The sequence below is a fragment of the Pelomonas sp. Root1237 genome, assembly GCF_001425055.1.
GTDB lineage: Bacteria > Pseudomonadota > Gammaproteobacteria > Burkholderiales > Burkholderiaceae_C > Pelomonas.
Window position 1 is genome coordinate 525,700 of the sequence record NZ_LMDK01000017.1, and the last position, 25,493, is coordinate 551,192.

Annotated in this window: 32 protein-coding genes; 13 read left to right on the forward strand and 19 right to left on the reverse strand. The window is 69.1% G+C overall.

From position 1 onward, the window contains the following. The first annotated feature begins 10 nt into the window (after window positions 1-10). The 3 genes from ASC91_RS20345 to ASC91_RS20350 all read left to right on the forward strand — a co-directional run bounded on the left by ASC91_RS20345 (window position 11) and on the right by ASC91_RS20350 (window position 1,441). Window positions 11-385, forward strand: coding sequence for a GFA family protein (locus ASC91_RS20345; RefSeq protein WP_200955313.1), 375 nt, complete (start codon window positions 11-13; stop codon window positions 383-385). 223 nt (window positions 386-608) lie between these two features. Next, complete coding sequence (locus tag ASC91_RS30960) at window positions 609-857, forward strand: hypothetical protein (RefSeq protein WP_082532847.1); 249 nt, start codon at window positions 609-611, stop codon at window positions 855-857. A 20-nt stretch (window positions 858-877) separates the two neighbouring features. Further along, the gene (locus ASC91_RS20350; RefSeq protein WP_235532040.1) at window positions 878-1,441 is read left to right on the forward strand and encodes a PH domain-containing protein; all 564 of its coding nucleotides are present in this window, start codon (window positions 878-880) and stop codon (window positions 1,439-1,441) included. A gap of 36 nt (window positions 1,442-1,477) precedes the next feature. On the opposite strand, the gene ASC91_RS20355 is transcribed toward ASC91_RS20350, so the two are convergent. After that, window positions 1,478-1,870 carry a hypothetical protein gene (locus tag ASC91_RS20355; RefSeq protein ID WP_056200994.1) on the reverse strand — a complete coding sequence of 131 codons (393 nt, stop codon included), beginning with the start codon at window positions 1,868-1,870 and terminating at the stop codon, window positions 1,478-1,480. A 64-nt stretch (window positions 1,871-1,934) separates the two neighbouring features. On the opposite strand from ASC91_RS20355, the gene ASC91_RS20360 reads away from it, so the two are divergent. Next, complete coding sequence (locus ASC91_RS20360) at window positions 1,935-2,177, forward strand: glutaredoxin domain-containing protein (protein ID WP_056200996.1); 243 nt, start codon at window positions 1,935-1,937, stop codon at window positions 2,175-2,177. A gap of 18 nt (window positions 2,178-2,195) precedes the next feature. On the opposite strand, the gene ASC91_RS20365 is transcribed toward ASC91_RS20360, so the two are convergent. The 5 genes from ASC91_RS20365 to ASC91_RS20380 form a co-directional block, all read right to left on the reverse strand. Further along, window positions 2,196-3,359, reverse strand: a complete 1,164-nt coding sequence (locus ASC91_RS20365) for a serine hydrolase (RefSeq protein ID WP_056200999.1) — start codon at window positions 3,357-3,359, stop codon at window positions 2,196-2,198. A 99-nt stretch (window positions 3,360-3,458) separates the two neighbouring features. Further along, window positions 3,459-3,809: an RNA-binding protein gene (locus ASC91_RS20370; protein WP_056201001.1), complete on the reverse strand. Its 351-nt coding sequence runs from the start codon at window positions 3,807-3,809 to the stop codon at window positions 3,459-3,461. Window positions 3,810-3,916: 107 nt separating this feature from the next. Further along, window positions 3,917-4,126 carry a hypothetical protein gene (locus ASC91_RS30390; RefSeq protein WP_082532848.1) on the reverse strand — a complete coding sequence of 70 codons (210 nt, stop codon included), beginning with the start codon at window positions 4,124-4,126 and terminating at the stop codon, window positions 3,917-3,919. Window positions 4,127-4,296: 170 nt separating this feature from the next. After that, window positions 4,297-5,010, reverse strand: a complete 714-nt coding sequence (locus ASC91_RS20375) for a glutathione S-transferase family protein (RefSeq protein WP_056201003.1) — start codon at window positions 5,008-5,010, stop codon at window positions 4,297-4,299. Further along, window positions 5,007-5,417 (reverse strand): DoxX family protein, encoded by a 411-nt coding sequence (locus ASC91_RS20380; RefSeq protein WP_056201006.1) that lies wholly within the window; start codon window positions 5,415-5,417, stop codon window positions 5,007-5,009. Before ASC91_RS20380 ends, ASC91_RS20375 begins: the two co-directional genes overlap by 4 nt. A 78-nt stretch (window positions 5,418-5,495) precedes the next feature. Here ASC91_RS20380 and ASC91_RS20385 point away from each other — a divergent pair, with 78 nt between their 5' ends. From ASC91_RS20385 to ASC91_RS20410, 6 genes are all read left to right on the forward strand, one after another. Then, window positions 5,496-6,380 (forward strand): LysR family transcriptional regulator, encoded by an 885-nt coding sequence (locus tag ASC91_RS20385; RefSeq protein WP_056201009.1) that lies wholly within the window; start codon window positions 5,496-5,498, stop codon window positions 6,378-6,380. Window positions 6,381-6,439: 59 nt separating this feature from the next. After that, window positions 6,440-8,635, forward strand: coding sequence for a cation-translocating P-type ATPase (locus ASC91_RS20390; protein ID WP_056201012.1), 2,196 nt, complete (start codon window positions 6,440-6,442; stop codon window positions 8,633-8,635). An 8-nt stretch (window positions 8,636-8,643) separates the two neighbouring features. After that, a complete protein-coding gene (gene cueR, locus ASC91_RS20395; RefSeq protein ID WP_056201355.1) occupies window positions 8,644-9,054 on the forward strand; it encodes a Cu(I)-responsive transcriptional regulator in 411 nt (136 codons plus the stop codon). Between the two features lie 45 nt (window positions 9,055-9,099). Next, window positions 9,100-9,534: a hypothetical protein gene (locus ASC91_RS20400; RefSeq protein ID WP_056201014.1), complete on the forward strand. Its 435-nt coding sequence runs from the start codon at window positions 9,100-9,102 to the stop codon at window positions 9,532-9,534. Further along, entirely contained in the window at window positions 9,531-10,412 is an 882-nt protein-coding gene (locus ASC91_RS20405; protein ID WP_235532041.1) for a DUF2145 domain-containing protein, read from the forward strand. Before ASC91_RS20400 ends, ASC91_RS20405 begins: the two co-directional genes overlap by 4 nt. Before the next feature lie 128 nt (window positions 10,413-10,540). Continuing rightward, window positions 10,541-11,878: an aminotransferase class I/II-fold pyridoxal phosphate-dependent enzyme gene (locus tag ASC91_RS20410; protein WP_056201017.1), complete on the forward strand. Its 1,338-nt coding sequence runs from the start codon at window positions 10,541-10,543 to the stop codon at window positions 11,876-11,878. Here the strand turns inward: ASC91_RS20410 and ASC91_RS20415 are convergent. The 3 genes from ASC91_RS20415 to ASC91_RS20425 all read right to left on the reverse strand — a co-directional run bounded on the left by ASC91_RS20415 (window position 11,875) and on the right by ASC91_RS20425 (window position 13,457). Continuing rightward, window positions 11,875-12,579 carry a glutathione binding-like protein gene (locus tag ASC91_RS20415; RefSeq protein WP_056201019.1) on the reverse strand — a complete coding sequence of 235 codons (705 nt, stop codon included), beginning with the start codon at window positions 12,577-12,579 and terminating at the stop codon, window positions 11,875-11,877. The two genes, ASC91_RS20410 and ASC91_RS20415, sit on opposite strands and share 4 nt — an antisense overlap. 86 nt (window positions 12,580-12,665) lie before the next feature. Beyond that, a complete protein-coding gene (locus ASC91_RS20420; RefSeq protein ID WP_056201021.1) occupies window positions 12,666-13,076 on the reverse strand; it encodes an OsmC family protein in 411 nt (136 codons plus the stop codon). Between the two features lie 6 nt (window positions 13,077-13,082). Beyond that, window positions 13,083-13,457, reverse strand: coding sequence for a nuclear transport factor 2 family protein (locus ASC91_RS20425; protein WP_056201024.1), 375 nt, complete (start codon window positions 13,455-13,457; stop codon window positions 13,083-13,085). 73 nt (window positions 13,458-13,530) lie between these two features. On the opposite strand from ASC91_RS20425, the gene ubiA reads away from it, so the two are divergent. Continuing rightward, window positions 13,531-14,445 (forward strand): 4-hydroxybenzoate octaprenyltransferase, encoded by a 915-nt coding sequence (ubiA, locus tag ASC91_RS20430; RefSeq protein WP_056201027.1) that lies wholly within the window; start codon window positions 13,531-13,533, stop codon window positions 14,443-14,445. 16 nt (window positions 14,446-14,461) lie between these two features. On the opposite strand, the gene ASC91_RS20435 is transcribed toward ubiA, so the two are convergent. The 6 genes from ASC91_RS20435 to proC all read right to left on the reverse strand — a co-directional run bounded on the left by ASC91_RS20435 (window position 14,462) and on the right by proC (window position 20,043). After that, a complete protein-coding gene (locus ASC91_RS20435) occupies window positions 14,462-15,499 on the reverse strand; it encodes a Gfo/Idh/MocA family protein (protein WP_162247829.1) in 1,038 nt (345 codons plus the stop codon). Beyond that, window positions 15,496-16,527: a Gfo/Idh/MocA family protein gene (locus ASC91_RS20440; RefSeq protein WP_056201034.1), complete on the reverse strand. Its 1,032-nt coding sequence runs from the start codon at window positions 16,525-16,527 to the stop codon at window positions 15,496-15,498. The genes ASC91_RS20435 and ASC91_RS20440 overlap by 4 nt, the downstream gene beginning before the upstream one ends. After that, the gene (locus tag ASC91_RS20445; RefSeq protein WP_056201035.1) at window positions 16,517-17,671 is read right to left on the reverse strand and encodes an HPP family protein; all 1,155 of its coding nucleotides are present in this window, start codon (window positions 17,669-17,671) and stop codon (window positions 16,517-16,519) included. The genes ASC91_RS20440 and ASC91_RS20445 overlap by 11 nt, the downstream gene beginning before the upstream one ends. A 229-nt stretch (window positions 17,672-17,900) precedes the next feature. Beyond that, window positions 17,901-18,449: a hypothetical protein gene (locus ASC91_RS20450; protein ID WP_056201038.1), complete on the reverse strand. Its 549-nt coding sequence runs from the start codon at window positions 18,447-18,449 to the stop codon at window positions 17,901-17,903. Window positions 18,450-18,684: 235 nt separating this feature from the next. Further along, window positions 18,685-19,227 carry a chorismate lyase gene (locus tag ASC91_RS20455; RefSeq protein WP_056201042.1) on the reverse strand — a complete coding sequence of 181 codons (543 nt, stop codon included), beginning with the start codon at window positions 19,225-19,227 and terminating at the stop codon, window positions 18,685-18,687. Beyond that, window positions 19,228-20,043 carry a pyrroline-5-carboxylate reductase gene (proC, locus tag ASC91_RS20460; protein WP_056201043.1) on the reverse strand — a complete coding sequence of 272 codons (816 nt, stop codon included), beginning with the start codon at window positions 20,041-20,043 and terminating at the stop codon, window positions 19,228-19,230. It lies immediately after the preceding gene. Between the two features lie 70 nt (window positions 20,044-20,113). Between proC and ASC91_RS20465 the strand changes: the two genes are divergently transcribed. Together ASC91_RS20465 and ASC91_RS29635 are read left to right on the forward strand one after the other, a co-directional pair. Then, window positions 20,114-21,142, forward strand: a complete 1,029-nt coding sequence (locus ASC91_RS20465) for a hypothetical protein (protein ID WP_157281876.1) — start codon at window positions 20,114-20,116, stop codon at window positions 21,140-21,142. A 35-nt stretch (window positions 21,143-21,177) separates the two neighbouring features. After that, the gene (locus tag ASC91_RS29635; protein WP_056201049.1) at window positions 21,178-22,179 is read left to right on the forward strand and encodes a hypothetical protein; all 1,002 of its coding nucleotides are present in this window, start codon (window positions 21,178-21,180) and stop codon (window positions 22,177-22,179) included. Here ASC91_RS29635 and ASC91_RS20475 read toward each other — a convergent pair. The 4 genes from ASC91_RS20475 to ASC91_RS20490 all read right to left on the reverse strand — a co-directional run bounded on the left by ASC91_RS20475 (window position 22,162) and on the right by ASC91_RS20490 (window position 25,491). Continuing rightward, the gene (locus tag ASC91_RS20475) at window positions 22,162-24,009 is read right to left on the reverse strand and encodes an ABC transporter ATP-binding protein (RefSeq protein WP_056201359.1); all 1,848 of its coding nucleotides are present in this window, start codon (window positions 24,007-24,009) and stop codon (window positions 22,162-22,164) included. The two genes, ASC91_RS29635 and ASC91_RS20475, sit on opposite strands and share 18 nt — an antisense overlap. Before the next feature lie 138 nt (window positions 24,010-24,147). Next, entirely contained in the window at window positions 24,148-24,573 is a 426-nt protein-coding gene (locus ASC91_RS20480) for a hypothetical protein (RefSeq protein ID WP_056201050.1), read from the reverse strand. 200 nt (window positions 24,574-24,773) lie between these two features. Next, window positions 24,774-25,169, reverse strand: coding sequence for an MAPEG family protein (locus ASC91_RS20485; RefSeq protein WP_056201053.1), 396 nt, complete (start codon window positions 25,167-25,169; stop codon window positions 24,774-24,776). A 43-nt stretch (window positions 25,170-25,212) separates the two neighbouring features. Beyond that, window positions 25,213-25,491: a DUF2277 domain-containing protein gene (locus ASC91_RS20490; RefSeq protein WP_056201055.1), complete on the reverse strand. Its 279-nt coding sequence runs from the start codon at window positions 25,489-25,491 to the stop codon at window positions 25,213-25,215. Window positions 25,492-25,493: the final 2 nt, after the last annotated feature.

Genomic DNA, 25,493 nt, shown 5'->3' on the forward strand with positions numbered 1-25,493 from the left:
GGACAAGCCTATGACACCTGACCCTCTGCTCCAAGGCGCCTGCCACTGCGGCGCCGTTCGCCTTACCTTGCCCTTTGCGCCCGAGAAGGCGACGAAGTGCAACTGCTCGATCTGCCGCCGCCTTGGCGGCCTGTGGGCCTACTACGAGCTCGGCACGGTGAAGGTCGAAGGGCATCCCGAACACACGGCCGAGTACGTCTGGGGTGACAAGACGCTGCGCAATATTCGCTGCGCCCATTGCGGTTGCTCGACGCATTGGGAGCCCCTGCTCCCCGAGGCCGGCGCCCGACACGGCGTGAACCTGAACAACTTCGAGCCACGGCTGCTGCAGGACGTACAGGTGCGGCGGTTTGATGGGGCGGACAGCTGGACGTTCGTGGATTGATGGCTGATGCGAAGGGGCGCCTCGCGGCCACTACCGGGCATCGGTGCGGGACTGCTTCCCGCAAGGCTGACGAAAGTGCTGGGTGTGAATGGCCCAGGTGAATGCCGTCCTTGACGCATTCTTGTCGCCCCAGCTTCGAACCCTTATGAGAACCTAATGCCGGAAGCCCTAGATTGGCATCTCCGTCACAGATGGCACACCGGCACGTGGGCCAGCATCGACCATGCCGAATAGAGCAGATGACTACTGGTTCCCAGCCAAGCGCTATGGCTGGGGCTGGGGTGTCCCGAACACCTGGCAAGGCTGGGTGGTCTTGTCCGCCTTTGCGGCGCTGCTCTCTCTGGGCGCGATCTTCCGTGGGCAGCTAGGGCATCTGTTATTCATCGCGTATACCGTCGCGGTCTGCCTGGGGCTTGTCGCCGTGTGCTGGCTCAAAGGCGAGCCACCACGCTGGCGTTGGGGCGACAGATGAATGACCGATCCTCACCTGCCATGGACTCCATGAACGAAGAAGTTCAGCGGGAGCTCTCGCCCAGTGAAAAGCCCCTCTGGTGGGGGCAGCCCCGGCAAGGCGTGGTCGTCCGCGGGTCGGATGCCTTCACCATCCCCTTTAGCTTGCTGTGGTGCGGGTTCGCGGTCTTCTGGGAAGCCTCTGCACTCAGGGCGCCAAACACGCCAGCATTCTTTGTGCTGTGGGGTATTCCGTTTGTCCTCGTCGGCGTGTACTTCGTGGTCGGCAGGTTCTTTGTCGAGGCGCGCCAGCGCGCAAATACCTACTACGCGGTTACTTCAGAGAGGGTCATCATCGTCTCGGGCGTGTTCGCGCGGAAGGTGAAATCGCTCAGCCTCCGTACGCTCACTGATCTGTCCTTGTCTGAGGCCAGGTCAGGCGAGGGCACCATCACGTTTGGTGCTCAGCATCCCATGGCGGCCATGTTCGGCGGCATGCGTGGTTGGCCTGGGGCGGAACAGAACCTTGGTCCGAGTTTTGACCTCATCCTCAATGCGAAAAGCGTGTACGAAACCATCCGCAGTGCTCAGAGCGCTGTGAGATAGGACTCCTGGCGGACCCGTCGAGCGCAGCTGCTCATGTCAGCGCCGCAGCCCCGACCAGCTCACCTCGTTGAGAAAGCTGACGTCCAGCTTCGCGGGTGACTGCGTGCGGTCGAGCAGGAACACGCTATCGCCGCGCGCCTGCAGAATTTTGCCCATGGCCAGGGTCAACGGCACCTCCACCACCGGCAGCCGCGGATAGCTGGACGTGACCCGCACGAGGTTCTTGCCAATGCGCGTCACCGTCACGGTCACGCCACTCCTGGACGAGCCCTTGGAGTCCGAGATCACGTCGCCCTCGTACGTGCCTTCGGCGGCATCGCCCAGGTCGGGCTTGCGGCGCGGCTCATCAGCAGCAACAGCGCGCAGCGTCCAGGGCGCCAGCAGTGCGGCGGCGGCGAGACGGACGACATCGGATCGACGCAGGATCATGGACGTTCTCCTTCAGGAATCGAGGGCCCGATGCTAGCGACGCTGCTCCCTCTAGACTGTGGGCATGCAGCTCAACATCGTCGTCTATTCCAAGTCCGCCTGCCCTCAATGCGATACCGCCAAGAGCCTGTTGAAGGCCCGCAGCCTCGTCTTCGAGGAGATCAAGATCGACGACGAAGATCAGCGCAAGGCCTTCTACGAGAAGTGCGGCCCGTCCGTTCGCCAGATGCCGCAGATCTTCATCAACAACCAGCGTGTGGGCGGTGTGGATGGGCTGCAGGCGGCGTTTTTCCAGCTGAAGATCTGAACCCTTCTCCAGCGCCTTTCAGCGCTTCACCGCCGCCAGCAGCCGGCCAATGAACTCGTTCAGGGCCGGCCCGTTGTCGATCCAGCGCACGACGGCGACGATGTCGTTCTCCCAGTCGATGTAGATGATGTTCTGGCCATTGCCGCGGAAGGTCACGCTGCTCTCGGGTGCCACCGGCAGGGCCTTGCGGCCGGTGTTGAGGAACCAGTTGCAGTAGCCGTACTCGGCGTTGTCCGGCCCGGGCTGGCGGGCCTTGGCGATCCAGTCGCGCGAAATGAGCTGGCGACCGGCCCACTCACCCTGGCGCAAGTGGAGATAGCCGAAGCGCGCCATGTCCCAGGCGTCGATGAACATGCCGCCGCCCCAGTGGCCGCCGCCGGAAACCGACTGCATGCGTTGGCCGTCCAGTTCCACCCAGCTGTTCTCGTAGCCGTGCCAGCGCCAGCGGCTGGACGCGCCAATCGGGTCCATGACCTGCTCGCGCAGCACCTCGGGCAGCGGCCGGCGCCAGACCTGCAAGGCGGCCAGGGCCAGCACGTTCACGCGCACATCGTTGTACTTGTAGTGCGTGCCCGGCTCATACAGCGGGCGGTTCGGCCAGTCCTCGGGCGTCTTGCCCACGGGGCGATCGGCCCAGTCGGGCTTGCCCCACAGCGTGCCCTGCCAGTCGCTGGTCTGGCGCAGCAGGTGCTCCCAGGTGATGGGCGCGTTATGCGGCGTGGCGAACAGGTCGACACCGGGCGGCATGGCGTCGGCCACGCGCTCGTCGGTGCTCTTGATCAGGCCCTGCTGCCAGGCCAGGCCCACAACCGTCGACAAAAAGGTCTTGGTGATGCTGTGCGACATGTCGACACGCCGCGTGTCGCCCCACTCGGCCACCAGCTTGCCGCGGTAGATGACCAGGCCGTTGGCTGCGGCGCGCTCGCGCGTGGGACCGATCTGGCCCCCGAAATAGGGTTCGTTCTTGCCGAAGCTCTGGGCGAGGTAGAGGGCCTGGTCGCGCGGCGCGGGGTTCTCATGCGCTTGGGCATAGGCGACGGCTTCGGCCAGCCTGGCGGCGTCGACGCCCATCGCGGCCGGCTCGGCGCGCTGCCAGTCGCCACGGGGCGGAAAGTAGGCCGGCTCGGCGGCGGCAAACGTCCAGACGAAGCTAGCGAGAAGGACAAATCGGCGGCGGCTCATCAGGCCATTGTGGCCAGAGCTCGCACCGTTCGGCCGTCTCGCGCGAGGCGAAAAAAAACCGGCTCAGAAGAGCCGGTCATTCACAGGGCGCCGCTGGGTTCAGTAGCGACCACCGCCGAAGCCGCCCGTGCCGTAGCCGACATCGGGACGCTTGGCTGCGGTGTACCCGGCTGCGCTGTAGCCGCTCGAATCCTTGTTCGCTTCGCGGGGGCGGGCCAGGCTCACGACGATGGCGCGGCCATCGACGGACATGCCGTTCAGGGCGGCAATGGCGGCCTGGGCGACGTCGGCCGAAGCCATTTCCACAAACCCGAAGCCCTTGGAACTGCCGGTTTCCCGGTCCATCATGACCTTGGCCGAGGAAACGCTGCCGAACTCGGCAAAGTTGCTTTTCAGGCTGGAATCGGTCACGGAATAGGGCAAGTTACCCACGTAAATTTTGTTGCTCATGGACGAGCCTTTCTGAGGATTGACGCATCGCGAGGATGCGGATGCGGATCTGCGAATCGGGGTCCGCAGCGGGTGGGATGTCGGCGGGAACTGGCGGAGCCAGATCGTCAGCATCCGGGGTGGGTTGGCATGCACGCTTGCAGCCAGCCCTGGGTGACGGCGAACAGCCGGGCAGCTTCGCGTGAGGCAAAGGTCGTGTCGAAGCGGAACACACGACGGCAACTGTCGTTGCCCTGGGCTCGGTGAACCGAGAACGAGGCGCGAAAGCGGCCACAGTCGGTCGGGTGTGTCGCGGGCGAAACGACGTATTTGCCCATGGAGATGGCGTTGTTCGAAATCTTGTTCAGTCAGGGTTGCCCCGCTTGAGTCGCCCGGCGGGAGTGCTTCTTGGCTCGGTTGCCGGCCAAGAAGTGTCGAAGGTCGCGAACCGCGGCCTTTTGTGGCCGTGGACAAGCCGTCAGGAAGGCATTACCACGGCAGCCCACTATTATATCTTTTTTTGAATATTTGGACGAATCGTTATTTCTTTTGGTATTGAATTGGTCGCGTCCGTGCATAGACGCCGTGCCAGCGCGCAGCCGCGTTCGAGCAGGAAGTCGCGCAGCCTCTGCGCATAGCCAGGCGCGACGGCCTCGCGCACCGAGGGCCGCCCTGCCAGGGCCTCGCGCCAAGCCTGCACCCGCGGCAGGCCGTCGAACAGGCCCTCGGGCGGGATGACCGCGAAGTAGCGGAACACCGGGCCGAAGACCGCGTCGACCAGGCCGAAGCGCCGGCCGGCGAACCAGGGGCCGTCGCCAAGAACCGCCTCCACCTGCTCGAAGCGCAGACGCAGAGCGGCGTAGGCCCGTTCCAGCGACGCATCGTCCGCCGCGCTGTAGAGCACGGCGATGCCGCTCAGCACGGCGGAGCCAAACTCCATCCAGGCCCGCTCGCGGGCCCGCGCCAGCGGGTCCTGCGGATGCAGGCGCGGCGGCCGCGTCTCGTCCAGGTATTCGCAGATGACGGCAGACTCGAAAAGCGCCTCGCGGCCAACGCACAGCACCGGCGTTTTGCCCAGCGGCGACAGGTGCAGGAACCAGTCCGGCTTGTTGGCGAGGTCCACGTCCAGGCGTTCGAAGGCCACGCTCTTCTCCTTGAGCACGATGGCGGCGCGTTGCACATAAGGGCAAAGCGCGTGGCTGATCAATGTCAGCGCAGTCATGCCGCACGCCAGGTGAACCGCTGGCTACGCTTGAGGGCGGCAGCGCCATCGCCGGCCAGCCACAGCACGACAGACATCGCGGCCAGGAAGACCGGGTACTCCCAGCCGCCGCCTGCGGCATTGAAGACCCAGCCATTGGACGCATGCACCCAGGCCGCGCCCAGCAGGATGGGTGTGAGGGCCAGCGCGAGCTGGCGCGGGTAGACGCCGAGCAGCAGCAGCGCGCCGCCGATGGCCTCCGCCGCGAACACCACGTAGGCCAGCGCGCCCGGCAGACCCTGGCCGACGAAGAACTGCGCCGTGCCCGGCAAGGTGAAGACAAATAGCTTCAGCCCCGCATGGGCGAGGTACATGAAGCCGAGGGACAGGCGCAGCAACAGCAGGCCGAGTGAGGTCGAGGGTGCCATGGAGATCTCCAGGGATTGTTGAGATGCAACCAATGTAGGTAGGCATCTGGCGCATGAAAATACGCAACCAAGCCAACTCTGATTGCAGCTATGCAATACGAACTCGCCCCCACCGACCTCGCCCTGGTGCTGGCCCTGCACCGCGCGGGCACGCTGGCCGCGGCCGGCGAGCGATTGGGCGTCAACGCGTCGACCGTGTTCCGGATGCTGCAGCGCCTGGAGCGCGGCCTGGGCCAGGCGCTGTTCGAGCGCGGCCGGCGCGGCTACAAGGCCGGCGAGCTGGCACGCACCCTGGCCGCCCAGGCGGAGCAGGTGGAAGCCGCGCTGGAAGCGGCCCGCGCCGCCGCCCAGGCCCAGCCCGGCCAGGCCGCCGGTACCGTGCGCCTGACGACGACCGACACGCTGCTGCACGGCCTGCTCGCGCCGGCATTGGCGGCCCTGCACCAGGCGCAGCCCCGGCTGCAGTTCGAGCTGCACACCGGCAACGAGCTGGCGAGCCTGACGCGGCGTGATGCCGACATCGCACTGCGCGCCACCAGCAAACCGCCGCCCCACCTGATCGGCCGCCGTATCGGCCCCATCCGCGTCGCCCTCTATGCGGCACGCTCAAGCCCCATCAAGCACTGGGACCAGGTCGAGGCCGGCGACGCGGCCTGGGTCGCACCCGACGACGGCCTGCCCGAGCACCCCTCGGTGCGCTGGCGCCAGAAGCACTTCCCGGCGCTGCAGCCGGCGTTTCGCACCGGCAGCGTGCAGAGCGTGGCTGAGCTGGTGGCGCAGGGCCTGGGCGTGGGCGTGCTGCCCCTCTTCCTGGCCGAGCCGAAGCGCGAGCTGCGCCGGCTGACCGAGCCGCTGGACGAGGCCGAGACCGATCTCTGGCTGCTGACCCACCCCGAGACCCGCCATCTGCAGCGTGTGCAGACGGTCTGGAGCCACCTGGCCGAGGCGCTGGTGCTGGATTGAGCCGCGTCAAAGCAGAAAGCGCTTGACCTTGCCATGATGGGAAGCTTGACGATACCGGCATGAACAGCACCACCGCCCCCGCCACCGCACTGAACGACGTGACGCTGCAGGTCAGCGGCATGAGCTGCGCGTCCTGCGTGCGCCGCGTCGAAAAGGCCCTGCAGGCCGTGCCTGGCGTGCTGCGGGCCAGCGTCAACCTGGCGACCGAAAAGGCCAGCATCCAGGCCCTGCCCAATGTGTCCGTCGCTGCGCTGATGGCGGCCCTGGGCAAGGCAGGCTACCCGGCCACCCTCGTCGAGGCCTGCGCGCCGCCCGCGCCCGAAGCCCATGGCGGCCTGCCCGCCTGGTGGCCGGTCGCGTTGGGCGCCTTGCTGAGCCTGCCGCTGATGCTGCCCATGCTGCTGGGCGTGGTGCTGCCCGGCTGGCTGCAACTGCTGCTGGCCACGCCGGTGCAGTTCGTGCTCGGCGCGCGCTTCTACCGCGCGGGCTGGGGCGCGCTGCGGGCCGGCAGCGGCAATATGGACCTGCTGGTGGCCCTCGGCACTTCGGCGGCCTACGGCCTGTCGGTCTATCTGCTGCTGCGCCATCCCGGCCATGCGCATCTCTACTTCGAAGCCTCGGCCGCAGTCATCACGCTGGTGCTGCTCGGCAAGTTCCTCGAGCAACGCGCCAAGCGCCAGACGACGGACGCCATCCGCGCACTGAATGCGCTGCGGCCCGCGACCGCGCGCGTGCTGCGCGGCGATACCGAAACGGAGGTGCCGGTGGCCGAGGTCCGCGTCGGCGACCTCGTTGCCGTGCGCCCCGGCGACCGCATCCCGGTGGACGGCGAGATCGCCACGGGCCACAGCCACGTGGACGAATCGCTGATCACCGGCGAGAGCCTGCCGGTGGCCAAGTCGCCGGGCGAGCGCGTGACCGGCGGGGCCATCAATGCCGAAGGCGCGCTGACCGTGCGCACCACCGCCATCGGCGCCGAGACGACGCTGGCGCGCATCATCCGCATGGTCGAGTCGGCCCAGGCCGCCAAGGCGCCCATCCAGCGCGTCGTCGACCGCGTCAGCGCCGTCTTCGTGCCGGTCGTGCTGGCCCTCGCGGCGCTGACCTTTGCGGGCTGGCTCATGCACTCGGGCAACGCCGAGCAGGCCCTGGTCAACGCGGTGGCCGTCCTCGTCATCGCCTGCCCCTGCGCGCTGGGCCTGGCCACGCCGACGACGCTGATGGCCGGTACCGGCGTCGCGGCGCGCCAGGGCATCCTGATCAAGGACGCCGAAGCGCTGGAGCTGGCGCACGCCGTCACCATCGTCGCCTTCGACAAGACGGGCACGCTGACGGTGGGCCAGCCGACGCTGACCGCCGCCCTGCCTGCCGAAGGCATACACCGCGAGGAACTGCTGCAACTCGCCGCCGCGCTGCAGCGCACCAGCAGCCACCCGCTGGCCCTGGCCGTGCTCGCCGCGGCCCAGGGCCTGGTGGCGCTGCCGGTCGAAGGCGCGATTGCGCTGCCGGGCCGTGGTGTCGAGGGCGTCGTCCAGGGTCGCAGGTTCGCCCTTGGCAGCGCGCGGCTGGCGCAGGAACTGGGTGTCGACGGCGGCGCGCTGGCCGGCGAGGCGCGGCGGCTGGAGGCCGAGGGCCAGACAGTCTCCTGGCTGGTCGAAGGCGGCACCGAGCAGCGCCTGCTCGGCCTACTGGCCTTTGGCGACCGCGTCAAGGACACGGCAGCCGAGGCCGTCGCCCAGTTGCAGGCCCGCGGCATCCGCACCGTCATGCTGACCGGTGACAGCCACGGCGCGGCGGCCGGCGTCGCGCAGGCCCTCGGCGTCACCGAGGTCCACGCCGAAGTGCTGCCCGCCGACAAGGCTGCGGTCGTGCAGCAGCTGCGCGAGGGCGGCGCAGTCGTCGCCTTTGTCGGTGACGGCATCAACGACGCGCCGGCGCTGGCTGCGGCGTCGGTAGGCTTTGCGATGGCCGGCGGCGCCGACGTGGCCACCGAAGCGGCCGGTGTCACGCTGATGCGCGGCGACCCGCGCCTCGTCGCCGACGCACTGGATGTGTCGCGCCGCACCTACGCCAAGATCCGCCAGGGCCTGTTCTGGGCCTTTGCCTACAACGTCGTCGGCATCCCGCTCGCGGCCTTTGGGTTGCTCAGCCCCGTCATCGCCGGCGCGGCCATGGCCTTCAGCAGCGTCAGCGTCGTCGCCAATGCCCTGACGCTCAAGCGCTGGCGCGGCACGGCGATGCAGGAGCGGCGATGAACATCGGCATGAACATTGGTGCTGCCGCCCAGGCCTCGGGCGTGTCGGCCAAGATGATCCGGCACTACGAGAGCATCGGCCTGTTCGCAGCACCGACGCGCAGCGAGTCGGGTTACCGAATCTATGGCGAGCGTGAAGTTCATCTGCTGCGCTTCATCCGCCACTCGCGCGACCTCGGCTTCTCGCTGGCGCAGATCCGCGCCCTGCTCGGCCTTTGGCAGGACCGGGATCGGCCCAGCCGTGAAGTTCGCGCGCTGGCGCAGGAACACCTGGCCGAGGTGGACATCAAGCTTGCCGAGCTGCAGGCCGTGAAGGAGACACTGCAGCAGCTCGTGCAAAGCTGCCACGGCGACGAGCGGCCCGACTGCCCCATCCTCGACACGCTGGAGGCCGGCTCCGAGGCGTTAACAAAGCGCTGACGCATCCGCGCTATCGTTGGCCATTTCCACCAACGCGAGCCCACGATGCGCCTCATCCTTCTCGCCGCCCTGGCCCTGGCCGCACAGGCTGCCCACGCCTCGTCCACCACCGCCTCTTCGGCCGCCGATGCCGGCTCGTCCGCGTCGGGCAGCGTGTCGGACTCCTTCAAGGGATCGTCCAACAGCAGCAGCGGCGAGGAACGCCGCGCCGAAGGCCGCTACCGCGTCACCGAGGTGGCCCGGGCGGACACCGCTGGCAAGCTGCGCCTGAAGCTGGAGCGCGACGGCGCCGCGCCCGTCGAGCTGACGCTGCCCCAGCAGGCGCTGGCGGCGCGGGCCGTCAACGTCGGCGACGAGGTGCAGGCCACGCCCCAGGCCTACGGCGTCGCCTTCGCGCATGCCGACACCGGCACCGCCTTCTTCCTCGTGCTGGAAGACGCCTGGCAACGCGAGCTGGCGACTCGCGTCGTCAAGCCTTGATCCGAACCGCCGTCACGGCCGCGCTGCTGCTGACGGCGGCCACCGCCGAGGCTGGCCTACCGCCCCGCGGCTGCGATTCCAAGCACGACATCACGGCCGCGCAGCAGGACAGGCTGCTGCGCTTCGCGGCCGTCGTCCGCCAGGCGCTGGCCGAGTCGGGCAGCCCGGCCGCGCTGATCTCGCGCTCGGGCACCGATCTGTCGCGCTTCGGCCTGCGCTACTCCCATGCCGGCATCGCGCTGGCCGACGGTCTGGATACGCCCTGGGCCGTGCGCCAGCTCTACTACGCCTGTGCCGAAGGCGCGCCCCGGCTCTTCGATCAAGGCCTGGCCGGCTTCATCTCGGGCAGCGACGATGCCGACGTGGGCTATGTGAGCTTGCTGCTGCTGCCGGCCGAGGCCGCCGCGCCGCTGGCCGCCACGGCACTGGACAAGCCCGTAGCGCTGGGCCTGCTGAACGCCAACTACAGCGCCAATGCCTATCCCTTCAGCACGCAATACCAGAACTGCAACCAGTGGGTGGCCGAGCTGCTCGCCGCCGCCGTGGGTGGCACCCATGCGCGAGCGGACGCCCAGGCCTGGCTGCAACGCGAGGGCTATGCGCCAGAGCCGGTACGGGTTTCCGGCTGGCTGCTGATGGCCGGCCACTTCATGCCCTGGCTGCATTTCGACGACCAGCCCCGCGAGCAGCTGCGCGCCAGCGCCGTGCAGACCAGCCTGCCCGACAGCCTCGAAGCCTTTGCGCTGCGGCGCTGGCCGGCGGCACGGCGCATCGAGTTCTGCCATGGGCTGCAGGGCGTCGTGCAACGCGAGGGCGGCGCCGCGCTGGCGGCGGACTGTGTGCCGCAGGCGGGCGACCGCGTCATGGCCTTGAAATGAATCCGCCAGCAGAACCGACACCCCTTTGCGGGGGGAGCTGACCAGACCCACCAAAAATGAGGATGCGTAGCGCACCTGCGCTGCGCACAGTCCGCCCCCACAACAACGAGTTTCTTTTGGGGGCCGCAATGGACGAACTGATGGAACGGGCCGTGGAGACCACGGCGAGGGAGGACTTCACCGACGGGGCCGAGCTGCGCGGCTCGTCCTTCGACTACCTGACGCAACCCGGCGCCGACCTGGCCGCCAAGGCCCAGGCCTTCCACGCCTGGGCTGAGAACCGCGTGGCGCACGGCGTCTTTCCCTATGCCAAGCGCCTGGGCGGCCGGCCTGGCGCCACCGCCGAGCTGACGCTGCTGGATGGTCAGCGCCATGCGGGGCTGAACTTCTCGTCGCAGGAGTATTTGTCGCTGGCCCGCCACCCCAGGATCTGCGCCGCGGCCCAGGCGGCCATGGAGCGCTATGGCGTGCACAGCGCGGGCTCCACCGCACTGGCCGGCAACGTCGAAGAGGCGACCCTCCTGGAAGCGGAACTTGGCGAGCTGCTGCGCATGCCCGAGGTGCTGCTGTTCCCGACGGGCTGGGCCGCGGGCTTCGGAGCCATCAAGGGCCTGGTGCGCGAGGCCGACCACATCATCATCGACCAGCTCGCCCACAACTGCCTGCACGAGGGCGCGCGGGCGGCGACGCCCAACGTGCACCTGCACCGCCATCTGGACGTCGATCATGTCGAGCGCCTGCTCAAGCGTGTGCGCCAGCGCGACCCGCACAACGGCATCCTCGTCGTCACCGAGGGCTGCTTCTCGATGGACGCCGACTCGCCCGACATCCGCCGGCTGCAGTCGCTGGCGCATGAGCATGGCGCACTGCTGATGGTGGACGTGGCGCACGACCTGGGCTGCATGGGCCCCGGCGGCGGCGGGCAGCTCGAGCTGCAGGGCGTGCTGGGCCAGGTGGACCTGGTGATGGGGTCGTTCTCCAAGACCTTCGCATCCAACGGCGGCTTTGTGGCCACGCATGACCGCGCGATCAAGGAGTACCTGCGCTTCTATGCCGCACCCAACACCTTCTCCAACGCGCTGTCACCGGTGCAGGTGGCCATCATTCGCGCCTGCCTGGCCATCGTGCGCTCCGGCGAGGGGGTGGAGCGGCGTGACCGGCTGATGCGCGCCATCCTGGGCCTGCGCGGCGCGCTGACCGAGCAGGGCATCACCGTGCTGGGCCATCCCTCGCCGATCGTGCCGGTCATGCTTGGGCATGACGCACTGGCCCGCGTGGCCAGCCGCGAGATGAGCCAGGCCGGGCTGCTGGCCAACCTCGTCGAGTACCCGGCCGTGTCGCTGAACAGCGCCCGGCTGCGCATGCAGGTCATGGCCGACCACACGCCCGCCCTGGCGCAAACGGCGGCCCGCATCGTGGCCGACTCGCTGCAGCGCGCCCGTGACCTGACCGGCCACGCGAACTAATCGCGTGCGGGAATCTTGAGCCCGCGCTGCACGGCCGGCCGCGCCAGGAAGGCCTGCAGCACGCGGTCGACCTCGCGGAAGTCGTCGTAACCGACGAGGTCGCGCGCGCCGTAGAAGCCGATCAGGTTGTTTATCCAAGGGAAGGTCGCGATGTCGGCGATGCCGTACTCGTCGCCCATGATCCAGGCCTTGCCCTTGAGGTGGCCGTCGACAACGCTGAGCAGGCGACGCGCTTCGGCCAGGTAGCGGTCGCGCGGGCGCTTGTCCTCGTAGTCCTTGCCGGCGAACTTGTGGAAGAAGCCGACCTGGCCAAACATCGGTCCGATGCCGCCCATCTGGAACATCAGCCACTGGATGGCTTCGTAGCGCTTGGCCGCATCCTTGGGCAGCAGCTGGCCGGTCTTGTCGGCCAGGTAGATCAGGATGGCGCCGCTCTCGAACAGCGGCAGCGGCTGGCCACCCGGACCGTTCGGGTCGATGATGGCGGGGATCTTGTTGTTCGGGTTCAGCGACAGGAACTCGGGCGTGAGCTGGTCGTTGGTGTCGAACTTGACCAGATGCGGCTCATAGGCCAGGCCGATCTCCTCCAGCGCGATGGCCACCTTGACGCCATTGGGCGTGGGCAGCGAATAGAGCTGCAGGCGCTCGGGGTGCGCGGCGGGCCATTTCTTCGTGATGGGGAAGCGGCTGAGGTCGGTCATGGCGAGTGGTGAAATGAGTTCGCAGTGACTTTAGAGGCGCCAGGCATGGCCCTGCGTCAGACGGGGCATCGCACTTGGTGCAGCTTTCAAGTTTCGTCGGGCCAGGGCAGGCGGCGGACCATGGAACTGGCTCGCAGCGTGTTGTGCACCTCGGCCACGGCATCCGTCTCGGCCAGCAGCTGCTCGATCTGCTCGGGCGAAGCCGGCGAGACGAGGCGGGCGCGGTACTGGATGTCGCGCGCGGCGAGGCCAATGCCGTCGAACTCGGCGCTCGCTTCGACCTCCACCTCGGTCAGCTCGATCTGCAGCCGCACGGCTTCGCGGTAGAGGTCGTTGCAATAGCAGCTGGCGAGAGCCAGCATCAGGAACTCACCACCGTTGACGGCTGAGCCACCGCCCGCACGACCCTCTGTGGCCAGGGGCTTGGCCTGACCCGCCGTGTTCACCTGGACCGCATGCGACGTTGTCGTATTCCTGAGCCGAGCCGAGATTTGCATGGTGCCCTAGTACCGTTCCACATGCTTGGACGCCCGCGGCCCCGGTTCATAGGGGTCGGGCCAATAGTCGGTCACGCGCAGGATGAGGCCGTCCTTCAGGTCGAAGAGGGTCAGGCCCATCATCGGCGGCGCGCTGCTGATGAAGCTGATCTGCGTCATCGCGCTGCCGTGGTCGGCAATGCAACGCAGCACCTCGACCCGCCAGGGCTGGGGCCAGGTCGCGAAGAAGTCCACATAGCCCGGCGGGCTGCGGATGCGCTCGCGGCTCTGCGGCGCCTCGTAGGTCATTTCGGGATGCAGCAAACGGCCCAGGCCCGCCCAGTCCTGGGCATTGGCGAGCTGCCAGTGCAGCAGCACGAGGTCGCGGGTGGCAAGGCTCATCGCAGAAACCTCCCAATGCAATCCGACGACTATGCAGCAAACCAGCGCCCCCGCGCGGCGTGAAAATGCCCCCATGTCGACCACCGCCCCCGCCGCCCCAGGTCCCTCGCAGCCGTCGCGGCTCGCGCTCTATCTGCAGCTGATCCGCTGGGACCGCCCCGCCGGCTGGCTGCTGCTGCTGTGGCCGACGCTGTCGGCGCTGTGGATCGCGGCGGATGGCTGGCCGGGCTGGCATCTGCTGGCCGTCTTCACCCTCGGCACGGTGTTGATGCGCTCGGCGGGCTGCTGCGTCAACGACGTGGCCGACCGCGATTTCGACCGCCATGTGCAGCGCACCGCCGCGCGGCCGGTGACGACGGGCGCCGTGTCAGTGAAGGAGGCCTTGATCCTCGGCGCGGTGCTGTCCCTGGTGTCCTTCGGCCTGGTGCTGACGACCAACCCGCCCACGATCCTGCTGAGCTTCGCGGCCCTGGCCGTGGCCATCGCCTACCCGTTCGCCAAGCGTGTGCTGGCCATGCCGCAGGCGGTGCTGGGCGTGGCCTTCTCCTTCGGCATCCCGATGGCCTTTGCCGCGGCCCTGGGCGGCATGGAGTGGAACCTGCGCGCGGTGCCGCTGTCGGCCTGGGCCCTGCTCGTGGCCAACCTGTTCTGGGTGCTGGCCTATGACACCGAATACGCGATGGTGGATCGCGACGACGACCTGAAGATCGGCCTGCGCTCATCGGCCATCGCGCTGGGCCGTTGGGACGTGCCCGGCATCATGATCTTCTACGCCGCCTACCTGGCCATGTGGGCGGGCCTGGGCCTGCGCCTGGGCCTCGGGCGCTGGTTCCTGCTGGGCATCGCAGTGGCCGCAGCCCAGGCGCTGTGGCATTACAAGCTGATCCACCGACGCAGCCGCGCGGGCTGCTTCACAGCCTTCCGGTCCAACCACTGGCTGGGCTTCGCGGTCTTTGCCGGCACCGCGGTGGACCTGACCTTGCGTTGACCTTGGAGGTGAGGCCTTAGGCCGCCTGCGGGAAGCGGGCTCTGATCGCATCCATCCAGCCCAACAGCGCCAGCGTCTCGGCGTGGGGCATGCGCGCGCTCTCAACCAGGCCTTGGCGGATGCAGGCCTGCGCCTCAGCAATCTCACCCTCGAAGCCGTTGAGGACGAAGGGGGCTTCGACGCGCTTAGGCCGCGACCGATGCGCGTAGAGTTCGACGACTTCGGCGGACGAGAAACCCTGCGGAAAGCGCAGCGCCGCCCGGCTGCCCAGCACCTCGAAGGCATTCGCCGAGGCGGCGTCAAAGCCACATCGGAACTGCGACGTGACACCGCCGGGGAAGTGCAGGGTCACGTTGACGGCCGCGTCCACGCCGGTGGGCGCCATCTTGGCCTGCACGTCCATGGCGACAGGCTCGGGGCAGATACCGCCATTCATCTGCTGCAGCACCCAACGCGTCACGGCGAGGTTGTAGATGCCGATGTCCCACAGCGCGCCGCCGGCCAGTGCCGGGTTCCACAGCCGGTGCTGGGGGTCGTAGTCGGCCGCGAAGCAGAAGCTCGATTGCATGGCGCGCAGCTCGCCGATGGCACCCTCGCGCAGCCAGCGGCCGGCAACGTCATAGGCCGGCAGGAAACGCGTACGCAGCGCCTCCATCAGGAAGACGCCCTGCCTGCGCGCGAGCTCCACCAGGGCCTGGCCCTCGGCGCGCGTCGTCACCAGCGGCTTCTCGCACAGCACGGCCTTGCCGGCTTCCAGCGCCGCACGGATGCATTCGCCATGGTGGGAATGGGGTGTGGCGATGTAGACGGCGTCGATGGACGCGTCGGCCAGCAGCTCGGGCAGCGCCGTTGTCACGCGCGCCGGCGCCTCGCCTTCGCGCCGCCATTGCGCGGCATAGGCCTGGCCCTTGGCCGCGTCGCGCGCGAACACGGCGGCGAGGCGAGCGCCGGGTACGGCGGCCAAGGCAGCGGCAAAGTGGTTGGCGATGCCGCCGGGGCCGATCACGGCCCAGCGGAAGATGTCGTTGTCGCCGGCCACCGCTGAGGGCTTCAAGCCTTGTTGACGCCGCCAGGGAAGCGGGCGCGGATGGCATCCATCCAGCCCAGCAAGCCCAGGGTCTCCGCATGCGGCATGCGCGGGCTCTCGACCAGGCCCTGACGGATGCAGGCTTGCGCCTCGGCGATCTCGCCCTCGAAGCCGTTGATGACGAACGGCGTCGCGACACGCTCAGCCGGTGCCTTGCGCGTGACGAGCTCGACCGCCTCGGCCTGCCAGAAATCGACCGGGAAGCGCAGGCCGGCTTTCGACCCCAGGGCCTCGAAGGCGTTGACCGAGGCGGCGTCGAAGCCGCAGCGGAACTGCGAGGTGACGCCGCCGGGAAAGTGCAGCGTCACGTTGACGGCCGCGTCCACCCCGGTCGGCGCGATCTTGGCCTGCACGTCGATGGACTCGGGCTCGGGGCAGATGCCGCCGTTCATCTGCTGCAGCACCCAGCGCGTCACGGCCAGGTTGTAGATGCCGATGTCCCACAGCGAGCCGCCGGCCAGGGCCGGGTTCCACTGGCGGTGCAGCGGGTCGTAGACGGAGGCGAAGCAAAAGCTCGACTGCATCGCGCGAAGCTCGCCAATGGCACCGTCGCGCAGCATGCGGCCGGCGAGGTCGTAGGCGGGCAGGAAGCGGGTCCACAGCGCCTCCATCAGGAAGACGCCCTTGGCGCGCGCCTGGTCGATGAGGGTCTGGCCTTCGGCGCGCGTCGTCACCAGCGGCTTCTCGCACAGCACGGCCTTGCCGGCCTCCAGCGCAGCGCGGACGTATTCGCCGTGGTTGGAGTGAGGCGTGGCGATGTAGACGGCGTCGATGGCGGCGTCTGACAGCAGGTCTGGCAGCGCTGTCGTCACATGCGCCGGCGCTTCGCCTTCGCGTTGCCATTGCCGGGCATAGGCTTCGCCCTTGACGGCGTCGCGTGCGAACACGGTGGCAAGGCGGGCACCGGGCACTGCGGCCAAGGCGCCGGCAAAGCGGTTGGCAATGCCGCCGGGGCCGATGACGCCCCAGCGGAAGATGTCGTTGTCATGGGCCATGGCTGAGCGCTTTCACGAGGTCGGATTGCGTGAGGATGCCGACGAGCCTGGCTTGCTCGCCGACGATGGGAATATGGTGGTGGCCAGTGGCCGAGAACAGCGGCACCAGTTCCGCGATGGGCCGCTCGGCGCTGGCCACGCGAACCTGGCGGCTCATGATCTGGCCGACGACCTCGGGCTTGGCCGAATGCGTCGCCGGAGACGGCTTCAGCAGCGTCTGCAACCGGCCGGCCAGGCCCTCGCGCTGCTGGCCTTCAGCCGCACGCATGAAGTCGGCGCGCGTGACGATGCCGACGATGCGCTGCACCCGGTCGACGACCGGCAGCGCCTTGATGCTGTGCTGCTGCAGAAGCGCCCAGGCCTCGGCCAGCGGCGTGCCGAACTCGACCGTGAAGACGGGCGTGGACATGATGTCGGCGCAGCGCAGGCCACCCAGGCGGTTGCGATAGCTCAGCAACTCGGCCTCGTGCAGCAGGTTGGCGAGGTCGTCGCGCGGCACGTCCAGCACCTGGTTGTAGCGGGCCAGCACGGCATTGAGTTCGGCGTCGCCAAAGCGCGGCGGTGCGACGCTCGCGCCCGCCGGGGCCGGGGCGGCCGGCTGCACATGCTGGGCATGGGGATAGCGGCGGCCGGTGAGACTGTTGTAGGCCATGCCGGCCAGCACCAGCAGCAGGGAGTTCAGTGCTACCGGCACGAAGGCGAAATGCCAGTCGTGCGTGACGGTCAGCACCATCAACAGGCTGGCCGCGCCGCCGGGCGGATGCAGGCAGCGCAGCAGGAACATCGAGCCGATGGCCAGGGCCACCGCAACCGCGGCGATGCCCGCCGCCGGCAGCGGCAGCCACGCCATGCAGGCAATGCCGACCAAGGCCGACACCGTGTTACCGCCGACGACGGCCCAGGGCTGGGCCAGCGGGCTGGCCGGCACCCCGAAGACGAGCACGGCGCTTGCGCCCAGCGGCGCGACCAGCCAGGGCAGGCCAGAGCCCATCGCGGCGCGGCTCAGCAGGCCGGCCAGCAACAGGCCGAGGCCGGCGCCGAGCACGACGCGCAGGCGCTCTCGCGCGTTGACGGCCTGCGGTGCAGGCCGCAGCGCGTTCAACCAGGTGAGGACACGGTCGGACAGGGAGACGGCGGTGGACATGGGCGGCGGCAGGGCTGAGTAGCCGGGCCGCCGATTGTGTCTGCCGCCGGCGCGCGCGCCGGTTCAAACAGGTTTCATGTGCCCCTCGCGCGGTCGTGGGCCGAGCGCCGGGCCGCTCCCAAGCCGGCCCGTCTGGCGATGCCTGCCGGTCAATCCGGCAAGCATCGACGTCCCCGCCGGGGACCGACCGGTCTCGCCCGCGTTCAGCGAGGCGAGAGTGGGCGAGGGGTCAACCTTTCGCGAGCAGGCCGCTCATCTGCGCCTTGAGCGTCAGGGCCTGGGCGCGGCGCTCCTTGGTCGCGGCCCGCTGGTAGGCGGTCTCGGCTTTCTCGCGCAGGGCCACGGCGCGCTCCAGGGCTTCCTGGTAGCGCTCGATCGTGTAGGTGTTCTCGGTGCCGATGTAGACGCTGCGCGCCAGCGGCGTCTCGCCGAAGCGAGGCAGGGTTACCGCGAAGCTGCAATCACGGACACGGCTGCCGGCGCGCTGGCGCACGATCGGGCCGGAGATGCCCGAAGGCAGATCGCTCTGCTTCTTGCGGCTGGGCGTGCGGCGCAGGCGCGATGGCGCTGGCAGCGTCGCGATACGTTTGAGCAGCTCCTTGGTAGCCATGGCCAGCGCACGGCGCGCGCCGCTGCCGTCCTGGCTGTGGTCGGAGAACAGCTTGGTGCCGCCATAACGCAGCTGCCAGCCATGGGTCGACAAATGGTCGATTCTTTGAATGCATTGCGGCACGACAAAATGCTCGCCGCTGAAGATCACTACGTCACGCGTGTTCATCACTGCCCCCGGTCTTTCAGCCCGCCTGTGCGTCATTGCGCGGCGGGTCTACTAACGCCCCTCTGATACGGACTGAGTTTATGGGGGTTTATGGGCTCGGTGCGAATTTATGACTTCATGAAAACAGTTTCATTGCAATCCCGTCAGCTCAGCGACAGCTAAGCGCGCAGTCCGGCGGCTGGTGTCGGCGCCCAGGGCAGGTGGCAAGCTGGCCTGCTTGCTGTTCCGGGGGACGTCAGCGGCCGCGCTGCCCGGGCCGTTGGCCAGCCAAACCCGGGTCGAACAGCTCCATCACCCGCAGTTGGGCGCCGCTGCGGCTGAACACCGAATTGCGTGACCACAACATCTGCGCCGACGGCGGCTGGCCGGTGGCCGTCAGCCATTGCCGCTCGGCATGGCGGCGCGTGTGGCCGTGGCGGGAGAGGCGGCGCGGTTGCAGCTCGCTGCGGTGGATGCGGTAGTCGTCGTAGAGCAGATGCGCCAGCGGCTTGGTGCCCAGGCCCTTGAGCGCCCGCCAGGGGCCCGTGGTGGCGCGCTGGTGCACGGCAGAGCGCGCCCACACCAGGGGCTGGCCATCGACGCGCAGGATGACCTCGCGCACGACGGTCAGGCCACGCGGCGGCAGGCCCAGGGCCGCGCGCTCCAGCGCCCGGAACGGCGCCACGCCCTGGCGCAGCACCTGCACCTCGAAGCGCTCGCCCAGGCGGGCCAGGCGGCGGCTCAACGAGCCCGGCGCCCGCAGCCAGTCGCGCAGGCTGTCTCTGGTCGCAATACCCACTCAGACGCCGAATTCTTTGCCGAGTTCGGCGGCACGCTTTTGTGCGGCAAGCACGGCACGCCGGATGGCAGCGTCGACCGCATCCGCCTGCATCGACGTGATGGCCGCATGCGTCGTACCGCCCTTGCTCGTCACACGCTCCCGCAGCGTGGTCGGCGACTCGTCGGACGCCAGGCCCAGCCCGGCCGCGCCGGCACAGGTGGCGAGCGCCAACCGCCGGCCTTGCTCTGCGGTGAGACCCATGTCGACGGCCGCGGCCATCATGGCCTCGACGAAGAAGAAGAAATAGGCCGGGCCCGAGCCCGACAGGGCCGTCACGGCGTCGAGATCGTCCTCGCGTTCGACCCACAGCGTCTGGCCGGTCGGTTTGAGCAGGCGCTCGACGGTGGCGCGCTCGTCGGCGGACACGGCCGGCCGCGCATACAGGCCGGCGATGCCCTGGCCGATCAGCGCCGGCGTGTTGGGCATGGAACGCACGACACGCTCGCTGCCGGTGGCCGTGACGATGGACTCCGAGCGGATGCCGGCCATGACCGACAGGTGCAGGGCCCCGCCGAGCCAGGCCTTGATCGGCTCGGCGGCGGCACCGAAGAGCTGGGGTTTGACGGCCCAGACGATGGTCTGCGCGTCAGCCAGGCCAGCATCGCCCGCGGCCAGCGCCGCGACGCCGAACTCGCCGACGAGCTTCTCGCGCTGCGGCGCATAGGGCTCGACGATGATGAACTGGGCGGGGCTCATGCCGGCGCGCAGCAGGCCGCCGATGATGGCGCTGGCCATGTTGCCGCCACCGATGAAGGCGATCTTTTCTGCTCTCATGGGCGGAAGTCTAGGGGACCAGCGCGACGAGAAACAAAGCAGCGACGTGACAAGGCTATCGTTGCGGCTCATGAGCCTCCCACGCCCCGCCCGCCGCTTGCTGCTCCTGTGCGCCCTCGCATTCGCCGGTCTCGCCGGCTGCGCCGGCGGGCCACCGCCGCCCAAGCCCTGGGCCGAGACGGCGACGCGCGAACTGAATTTGTCGCTGGGCAGCTTCGAACTGCAGGGCCGTCGCGTGCACATCACGCGCAGCGCAAGCGCTGCGGCGGTCCAGCCCGTCATCGTCTATCTGCCCGGCCTCGGGCAGGGCAGCGACGCCGGCCAGCGCTGGGCGGCGGCCTGGGCCCAGGCCGGCTACACGGTGCTGGGCGTGCAGCCGCTGGAGGCCGATGCAGCCGCATGGCGTTCCGAGCTGGCCCGCACCGGCGAGTTCCGCGAACTCGGCCTGCTGCACTATGGCGAGGCCCTGCGCGCCGACCGGCTCGACGCGCTGCGCCGGCTGCTGCCGGCCCTGCGCGCGGCCCAGCCGGCACTGGACTGGGGCCATGCCAGCCTCGCCGGCTACGAGACCGGCGCGCAGACCGCGCTCGACGCACGCGGCGACGCCGGCTGGCAGGCCGTCATTGCGATCAGCCCGCCGGCCATGCAGGCCCCGGCCGGCGGCGTGGCCACCTTGCTGATCACCAGCGAGATCGACCAGGACCCGCTCGGCCTGCTGCGCCGCCCCGCCGAGCGCAGGCAGGCCTTCGACAGCTTTGCGCCGGGCAGCGGCTGGTTGCTGAACCTCGGCGCCGTCTCGCATGCCGCCCTGGCCGGCACGATGGCGCCCGAAGGATTTCATGTGCAGGACCAGCGCCATGGCCAGGCTCCGCTCGGCGGCGGCATGGGGGGCGGCCGCGGGCGCGGCGGTGCTGGCGGCGAGGGCGGCGGCATGCACGGGCCCCAGGGCGGTGGCTCGCGCGGCCCACGCAGCGGCAGCGCGACCGAGGCGGCCCAGTCCGACATCGGCGACGGCTTCCGGCTCAGCCACGCCTTCCTGGATGCGCAGTTGCGCGGCGGTGCACCGCTGTCGGCCGGTGGGCCGCTGACGTCGCGCTGAGCTCATTAAACTCCGCGGCCACCGACGGAGAGGGCATGGGCGCGAGCGACGAACTGGATGGGCTGCTGCTGCAGGATGAACTGCTGCGCTCGCTGGAGCGACCGGTCTGGGGGCTGTTCGGCCTGACCCTGGCGGCCGTCATCGGCCTGCTCGGACAGACGACGGCCCTGGCCGTGGTCGGCTGGATGGGAACCTGGCTCCTCGGCCCCTGGATCATCAGCCGCGCGGCGCCAGTGCTGGGCACCTCGCCGCTCGTCAAATACCCGCTGTTCCTGAGTTGCGCCATGCCCTTCCTGAGCCTGCTGGCGCCGCTGTATGTGTGGCAGGCCTCCAAGACGCGGCGGGCCGAGCTGGCCACCGCCATCCGCCAGGCCGAATTGCGCGAGCGCCGGCGTGGCCCTGAGGCGGCGGCCACCCCGGCCGCGCCGGCGGCCCAGCGCGCGCCCGTCCAGCAGGCCCTGCCGGTGCTGCGCGGCGTGGCCGACGGTGTCGGGCCCGATGGGCAAGAGCTGGAGATGCGGGTGGCCCCTGGCCAGTTGCCGCCAGACATCCCCAACGAGCCCGGCATGATGCCGCCGACGCGGGCTTGCGCCGGCGTCTTCGCTGTGGGTTATCACGTCGACGCCGGCTCGCATTGGGTGTCGGTGGGCCGCGACGAGATGCGCGCGGCGGGCATGAACCTGGAGGTGTTGCACCGCCAGGCCCTGTCCAACCTGATGAAGCTCGTGAAAGGCCAGCCTGGCCTGCGGCTGGTCGACCATCCGCCCTATTACGGCTTGCTGCTGGACGGCGACCACGAGGCCTGCCTGGTGCTGCTGGACGGCCTGTGGGACCACCTGTTCGCCGACAAGACACCCAACGGCGCTGTCGTTGCCATCCCGTCGCGCGATGTGCTGGCTTTCTGCGACGCGAACTCGGCCGAGGGCATTGCCGCCATTCGCGAAGCCAGCCGGCGCATCGGGCCGGATGCCAAGGGGGCCATCACCCAGCAGTTGCTGCGCCGGCGCGACGGGCGCTGGTCAATCTTCGAGCCCTAGGAACCCGCCGCTCTGGTGCGTCCAGAGCCGCGCGTAGATGCCGCCCTGCGCCAGCAGCTCGGCGTGGCTGCCCTGCTCGACGATGCGGCCGGCATCCATCACCACCAGCCGGTCCAGCGCGGCGATGGTCGACAGCCGGTGGGCGATGGCGACGACCGTCTTGCCTTCCATCAGCGTGTAGAGGCTTTGCTGGATGGCGGCTTCGACCTCGCTGTCGAGGGCGCTGGTGGCTTCGTCCAGCAGCAGGATGGGTGCGTCCTTCAGCATGACGCGGGCAATGGCGATGCGCTGGCGCTGGCCGCCGCTGAGCTTGACGCCGCGCTCGCCGACATGGGCCTCGAAGCCGGTGCGGCCCTTGGGGTCAGACAGCGTGGCGATGAACTCGTCGGCATGCGCACGCTCGGCCGCGCGCTCCAGCTCGGGCTGTGTCGCGCTCGGGCGCCCGTAGAGGATGTTGTCGGCCACCGAGCGGTGCAGCAACGAGGTGTCCTGCGTGACCATGCCGATGTGCTGGCGCAGCGAGTCCTGGGTGACGTGGCGGATGTCCTGGCCGTCGATCAGGATGCGGCCGCCGCCTTCCGGGATGTCGTACAGGCGCAGCAGCAGGTTCACCAACGTGCTCTTGCCCGCGCCGCTGCGGCCGACCAGGCCGATCTTCTCGCCTGGCTTGATGCGCAGGTCAAGGCCATCGACGACGACCTTGCCGTTCGGGTAGGCGAAGCGCAGGTTCTCGAAGTGGACCTCACCCCCGGTTCCGTCGTTCTGCACGGTCAGCGCGACCGCGCCGCTCGCATCGGCGATCAGCTGCGGCTTGGACAGCGTGGCCAGCCCGTCCTGCACGGTGCCGATGTGCTCGAACAGCGAGGCCATCTCCCACATGACCCAGTGCGAGATACCGTTCAGTCGCATGCCCATCGCCGTGGCCGCGGCAACCGCGCCGACGCCGATGGCCGACACGCCCCACAGCCACAACGCCAGCAGCGCCGTGCTGCCAACCAGCAGGGCCGACAGCAGCGTGTTGACGATCTCGAAGCCGGTCACCAGGCGCATCTGGCCGTAGGCCGTGGTCATGAAGTCCTGCATGGCCGACTTGGCATAGCTGGCCTCGCGCCGGCCGTGCGCAAACAGCTTGACGGTGGCGATGTTGGTGTAGGCGTCGGTGATGCGGCCGGTCATCAGGCTGCGCGCGTCGGCCTGGGCCTGGGCGATCTTGCCCAGGCGCGGCACGAAGTAGCGCAGCGCGACGATGTAGAGCGCCAGCCAGACGCCGAAGGGCGCCATCAGACGCGCGTCGAAGCTGGCGACGATGCCCACCAGCGTGCCGAAATAGACGGCCACGTAGACGAGGATGTCGACGACGATGAGCCAGGTGTCGCGCACGGCCAGGGCCGTCTGCATGACCTTGGTGGCGATGCGGCCGGCGAACTCGTCGCCGAAGAAGGCCAGGCTCTGGGCCAGCATGCGGCGATGGAAGATCCAGCGCAGCCGCATCGGGAAGTTGCCGAACACGCCCTGGTACTTCAGCAGCGCCTGCACGCTGGCCAGCACGATGCTGACGCCGAGCACGGCCAGCAGCATCGCGATGACGGGCTGGGGTTTGCTCCACAGCTCGGCGGGCTTGACGGTCGCCAGCCAGTCCACCAGCGAGGCCATCAGGCTGAACAGCAGCGCCTCGGCCGCCGCGATGCCGGCCGTGAACAGCGTGACCGCGAGCAGATGCCGCCGCACGCCGTCCGCGCAGCGCCACAGGAAGGCGAAGAAGCGCGCCGGCGGCGCCGCGCCGCTGGTTTCCGGATAGGGGTCGACGAGGCGCTCGAAGCGCGATGTCACCGATTGAAGAAGCGGTTGGAACAGCGAGGACATCCCGCTAGTTTCGCCGGACAACGCTGTCCAGTCATGTCATCAGTGCCGGCCACGGGGCTTGGCGTCAGCGGCGGCGACATGGCCGACGCGCTCGTCGAGAGGCGCTTACTGGCTGGCCGCCGATGCGGGTGCGTTCGGGGCGACTGGCACGACAACGCCCGGCGACAGCGAGATTTCATCAACCAGCGTCACGCCGGTGACGAAGTAGCGCGTCTCGCCGAAGCAGGAGCCCGGCAGGCCGACCTTCTCCTCGTAGTGCAGGTTGACGCGCCGGCCCATGAGCTTGTTGATGGCCTGGGCTGCGGCCTCATCGTGCACCGTGAAGTAGAACTTCTCGACGCTGGCCGTGCCCGGCAGCGACACCAGCGCCTGCTCGCCCTCCCAGGTCTTGCAGACCCAGCCCTTGCGTGAGAGCTTCTGCACCCAGCCGGCACGCTCGCCGTCCGAATAGCTCCAGCGCCAGGCGAAGGCGAACCAGGCCGCAACGAGCAGCAGCAGGGCGACGAAGGACAGGGCGATCTTCAGGCGCATGGCGATGTCTGGGGAGCCGGGGCGCGGCGATTGTGCGTCAGGGAGCGCCGGATAAGCCCGTGCGATGCAGCGCGCCCTGGTTTGGGATGGATTGCCAGGCGCAAAGCACAGTCATAGCTCAGGCTATGGCGAGCATTTGCAACGCCGCAAGCCGCCCAAAGCGGGGATGCGCTGCGCGCGAGGGCTTGTTCGGCGCTCCCTTAGACCATGCCGCTCAACATCATGCCCAGCCCCACGATGCTGACCGTCCATACCGCCGTGCGCAGGTAGGGAATGCCGGCCAGGTACACGGCCAGAAAGGCTACACGGGCCCACAGGAACACCTGGGCGCCGAGCAGCACGCGTTCGCCCGTCGCGCCGGACGCCTGCGCAGCCAGGGCCAGCGCTGCGAAGAACAGCAGGTTCTCCAGCGTGTTGGCCGCTGCGCGCTGGGCACGGCCGGCCAGCGGCGTGGCCTCGGGCATGTGGTCGCGGTTGCCCATGGCCAGCATCAGGCCCTTGGGCGTCCAGGCCCGCGCCCGGATGAGACTGGCCATGAGGGCGCTGAGCCAGGTGAGCACGGTCATGCAGACGACGAGCGACATCAGCTTGGGCATGGAGTTCCTCGGGGAGTTGCTGCGCCGGACCGACGCGCGCGGATCATCCCCCCGGGCCGCCGAAGCGGGCCTGAGAACGAACCCGCGCCTTTTCGGCCTCGATCTCGCGGTTCTTGGGCTCGGCGGTCGTCACGAGCGAAGCGATCAGCGCACGCGCCTCGTCGGCAATCGCCGCCACTGCATGGTCGAAGGCCGCCGCATTGGCCTGGGACGGCACGTTGAAGCCGCTGAGCTTGCGCACGAACTGCAGCGCAGCGTCGCGGATCTCGAGTTCGGTGGCCGGTGGCTCGAAATTGAACAGGGTGCGGATGTTGCGGCACATGG

Coding starts and splice junctions, on each gene's coding strand:
- ASC91_RS20440 (WP_056201034.1), bottom strand. CDS start 16,527: ATGGCCCATGACAACGACATCTTCCGCTGGGGCGTCATCGGCCCCGGC.
- ASC91_RS20480 (WP_056201050.1), bottom strand. CDS start 24,573: ATGCGCCTGAAGATCGCCCTGTCCTTCGTCGCCCTGCTGCTGCTCGTT.
- ASC91_RS29635 (WP_056201049.1), top strand. CDS start 21,178: ATGGGCGCGAGCGACGAACTGGATGGGCTGCTGCTGCAGGATGAACTG.
- ASC91_RS20450 (WP_056201038.1), bottom strand. CDS start 18,449: ATGAACACGCGTGACGTAGTGATCTTCAGCGGCGAGCATTTTGTCGTG.
- ASC91_RS20350 (WP_235532040.1), top strand. CDS start 878: ATGGACTCCATGAACGAAGAAGTTCAGCGGGAGCTCTCGCCCAGTGAA.
- ASC91_RS20365 (WP_056200999.1), bottom strand. CDS start 3,359: ATGAGCCGCCGCCGATTTGTCCTTCTCGCTAGCTTCGTCTGGACGTTT.
- ASC91_RS30390 (WP_082532848.1), bottom strand. CDS start 4,126: ATGGGCAAATACGTCGTTTCGCCCGCGACACACCCGACCGACTGTGGC.
- ASC91_RS20370 (WP_056201001.1), bottom strand. CDS start 3,809: ATGAGCAACAAAATTTACGTGGGTAACTTGCCCTATTCCGTGACCGAT.
- ASC91_RS20345 (WP_200955313.1), top strand. CDS start 11: ATGACACCTGACCCTCTGCTCCAAGGCGCCTGCCACTGCGGCGCCGTT.
- ASC91_RS20425 (WP_056201024.1), bottom strand. CDS start 13,457: ATGAGCCTTGCCACCCGCGACCTCGTGCTGCTGCACTGGCAGCTCGCC.
- ASC91_RS20375 (WP_056201003.1), bottom strand. CDS start 5,010: ATGACTGCGCTGACATTGATCAGCCACGCGCTTTGCCCTTATGTGCAA.
- ASC91_RS20490 (WP_056201055.1), bottom strand. CDS start 25,491: ATGTGCCGCAACATCCGCACCCTGTTCAATTTCGAGCCACCGGCCACC.
- ASC91_RS20410 (WP_056201017.1), top strand. CDS start 10,541: ATGGACGAACTGATGGAACGGGCCGTGGAGACCACGGCGAGGGAGGAC.
- ASC91_RS20420 (WP_056201021.1), bottom strand. CDS start 13,076: ATGCAAATCTCGGCTCGGCTCAGGAATACGACAACGTCGCATGCGGTC.
- ASC91_RS20445 (WP_056201035.1), bottom strand. CDS start 17,671: ATGTCCACCGCCGTCTCCCTGTCCGACCGTGTCCTCACCTGGTTGAAC.
- cueR (WP_056201355.1), top strand. CDS start 8,644: ATGAACATTGGTGCTGCCGCCCAGGCCTCGGGCGTGTCGGCCAAGATG.
- ubiA (WP_056201027.1), top strand. CDS start 13,531: ATGTCGACCACCGCCCCCGCCGCCCCAGGTCCCTCGCAGCCGTCGCGG.
- ASC91_RS30960 (WP_082532847.1), top strand. CDS start 609: ATGCCGAATAGAGCAGATGACTACTGGTTCCCAGCCAAGCGCTATGGC.
- ASC91_RS20390 (WP_056201012.1), top strand. CDS start 6,440: ATGAACAGCACCACCGCCCCCGCCACCGCACTGAACGACGTGACGCTG.
- ASC91_RS20465 (WP_157281876.1), top strand. CDS start 20,114: ATGAGCCTCCCACGCCCCGCCCGCCGCTTGCTGCTCCTGTGCGCCCTC.
- ASC91_RS20400 (WP_056201014.1), top strand. CDS start 9,100: ATGCGCCTCATCCTTCTCGCCGCCCTGGCCCTGGCCGCACAGGCTGCC.
- ASC91_RS20380 (WP_056201006.1), bottom strand. CDS start 5,417: ATGGCACCCTCGACCTCACTCGGCCTGCTGTTGCTGCGCCTGTCCCTC.
- ASC91_RS20360 (WP_056200996.1), top strand. CDS start 1,935: ATGCAGCTCAACATCGTCGTCTATTCCAAGTCCGCCTGCCCTCAATGC.
- ASC91_RS20355 (WP_056200994.1), bottom strand. CDS start 1,870: ATGATCCTGCGTCGATCCGATGTCGTCCGTCTCGCCGCCGCCGCACTG.
- ASC91_RS20485 (WP_056201053.1), bottom strand. CDS start 25,169: ATGCCCAAGCTGATGTCGCTCGTCGTCTGCATGACCGTGCTCACCTGG.
- proC (WP_056201043.1), bottom strand. CDS start 20,043: ATGAGAGCAGAAAAGATCGCCTTCATCGGTGGCGGCAACATGGCCAGC.
- ASC91_RS20415 (WP_056201019.1), bottom strand. CDS start 12,579: ATGACCGACCTCAGCCGCTTCCCCATCACGAAGAAATGGCCCGCCGCG.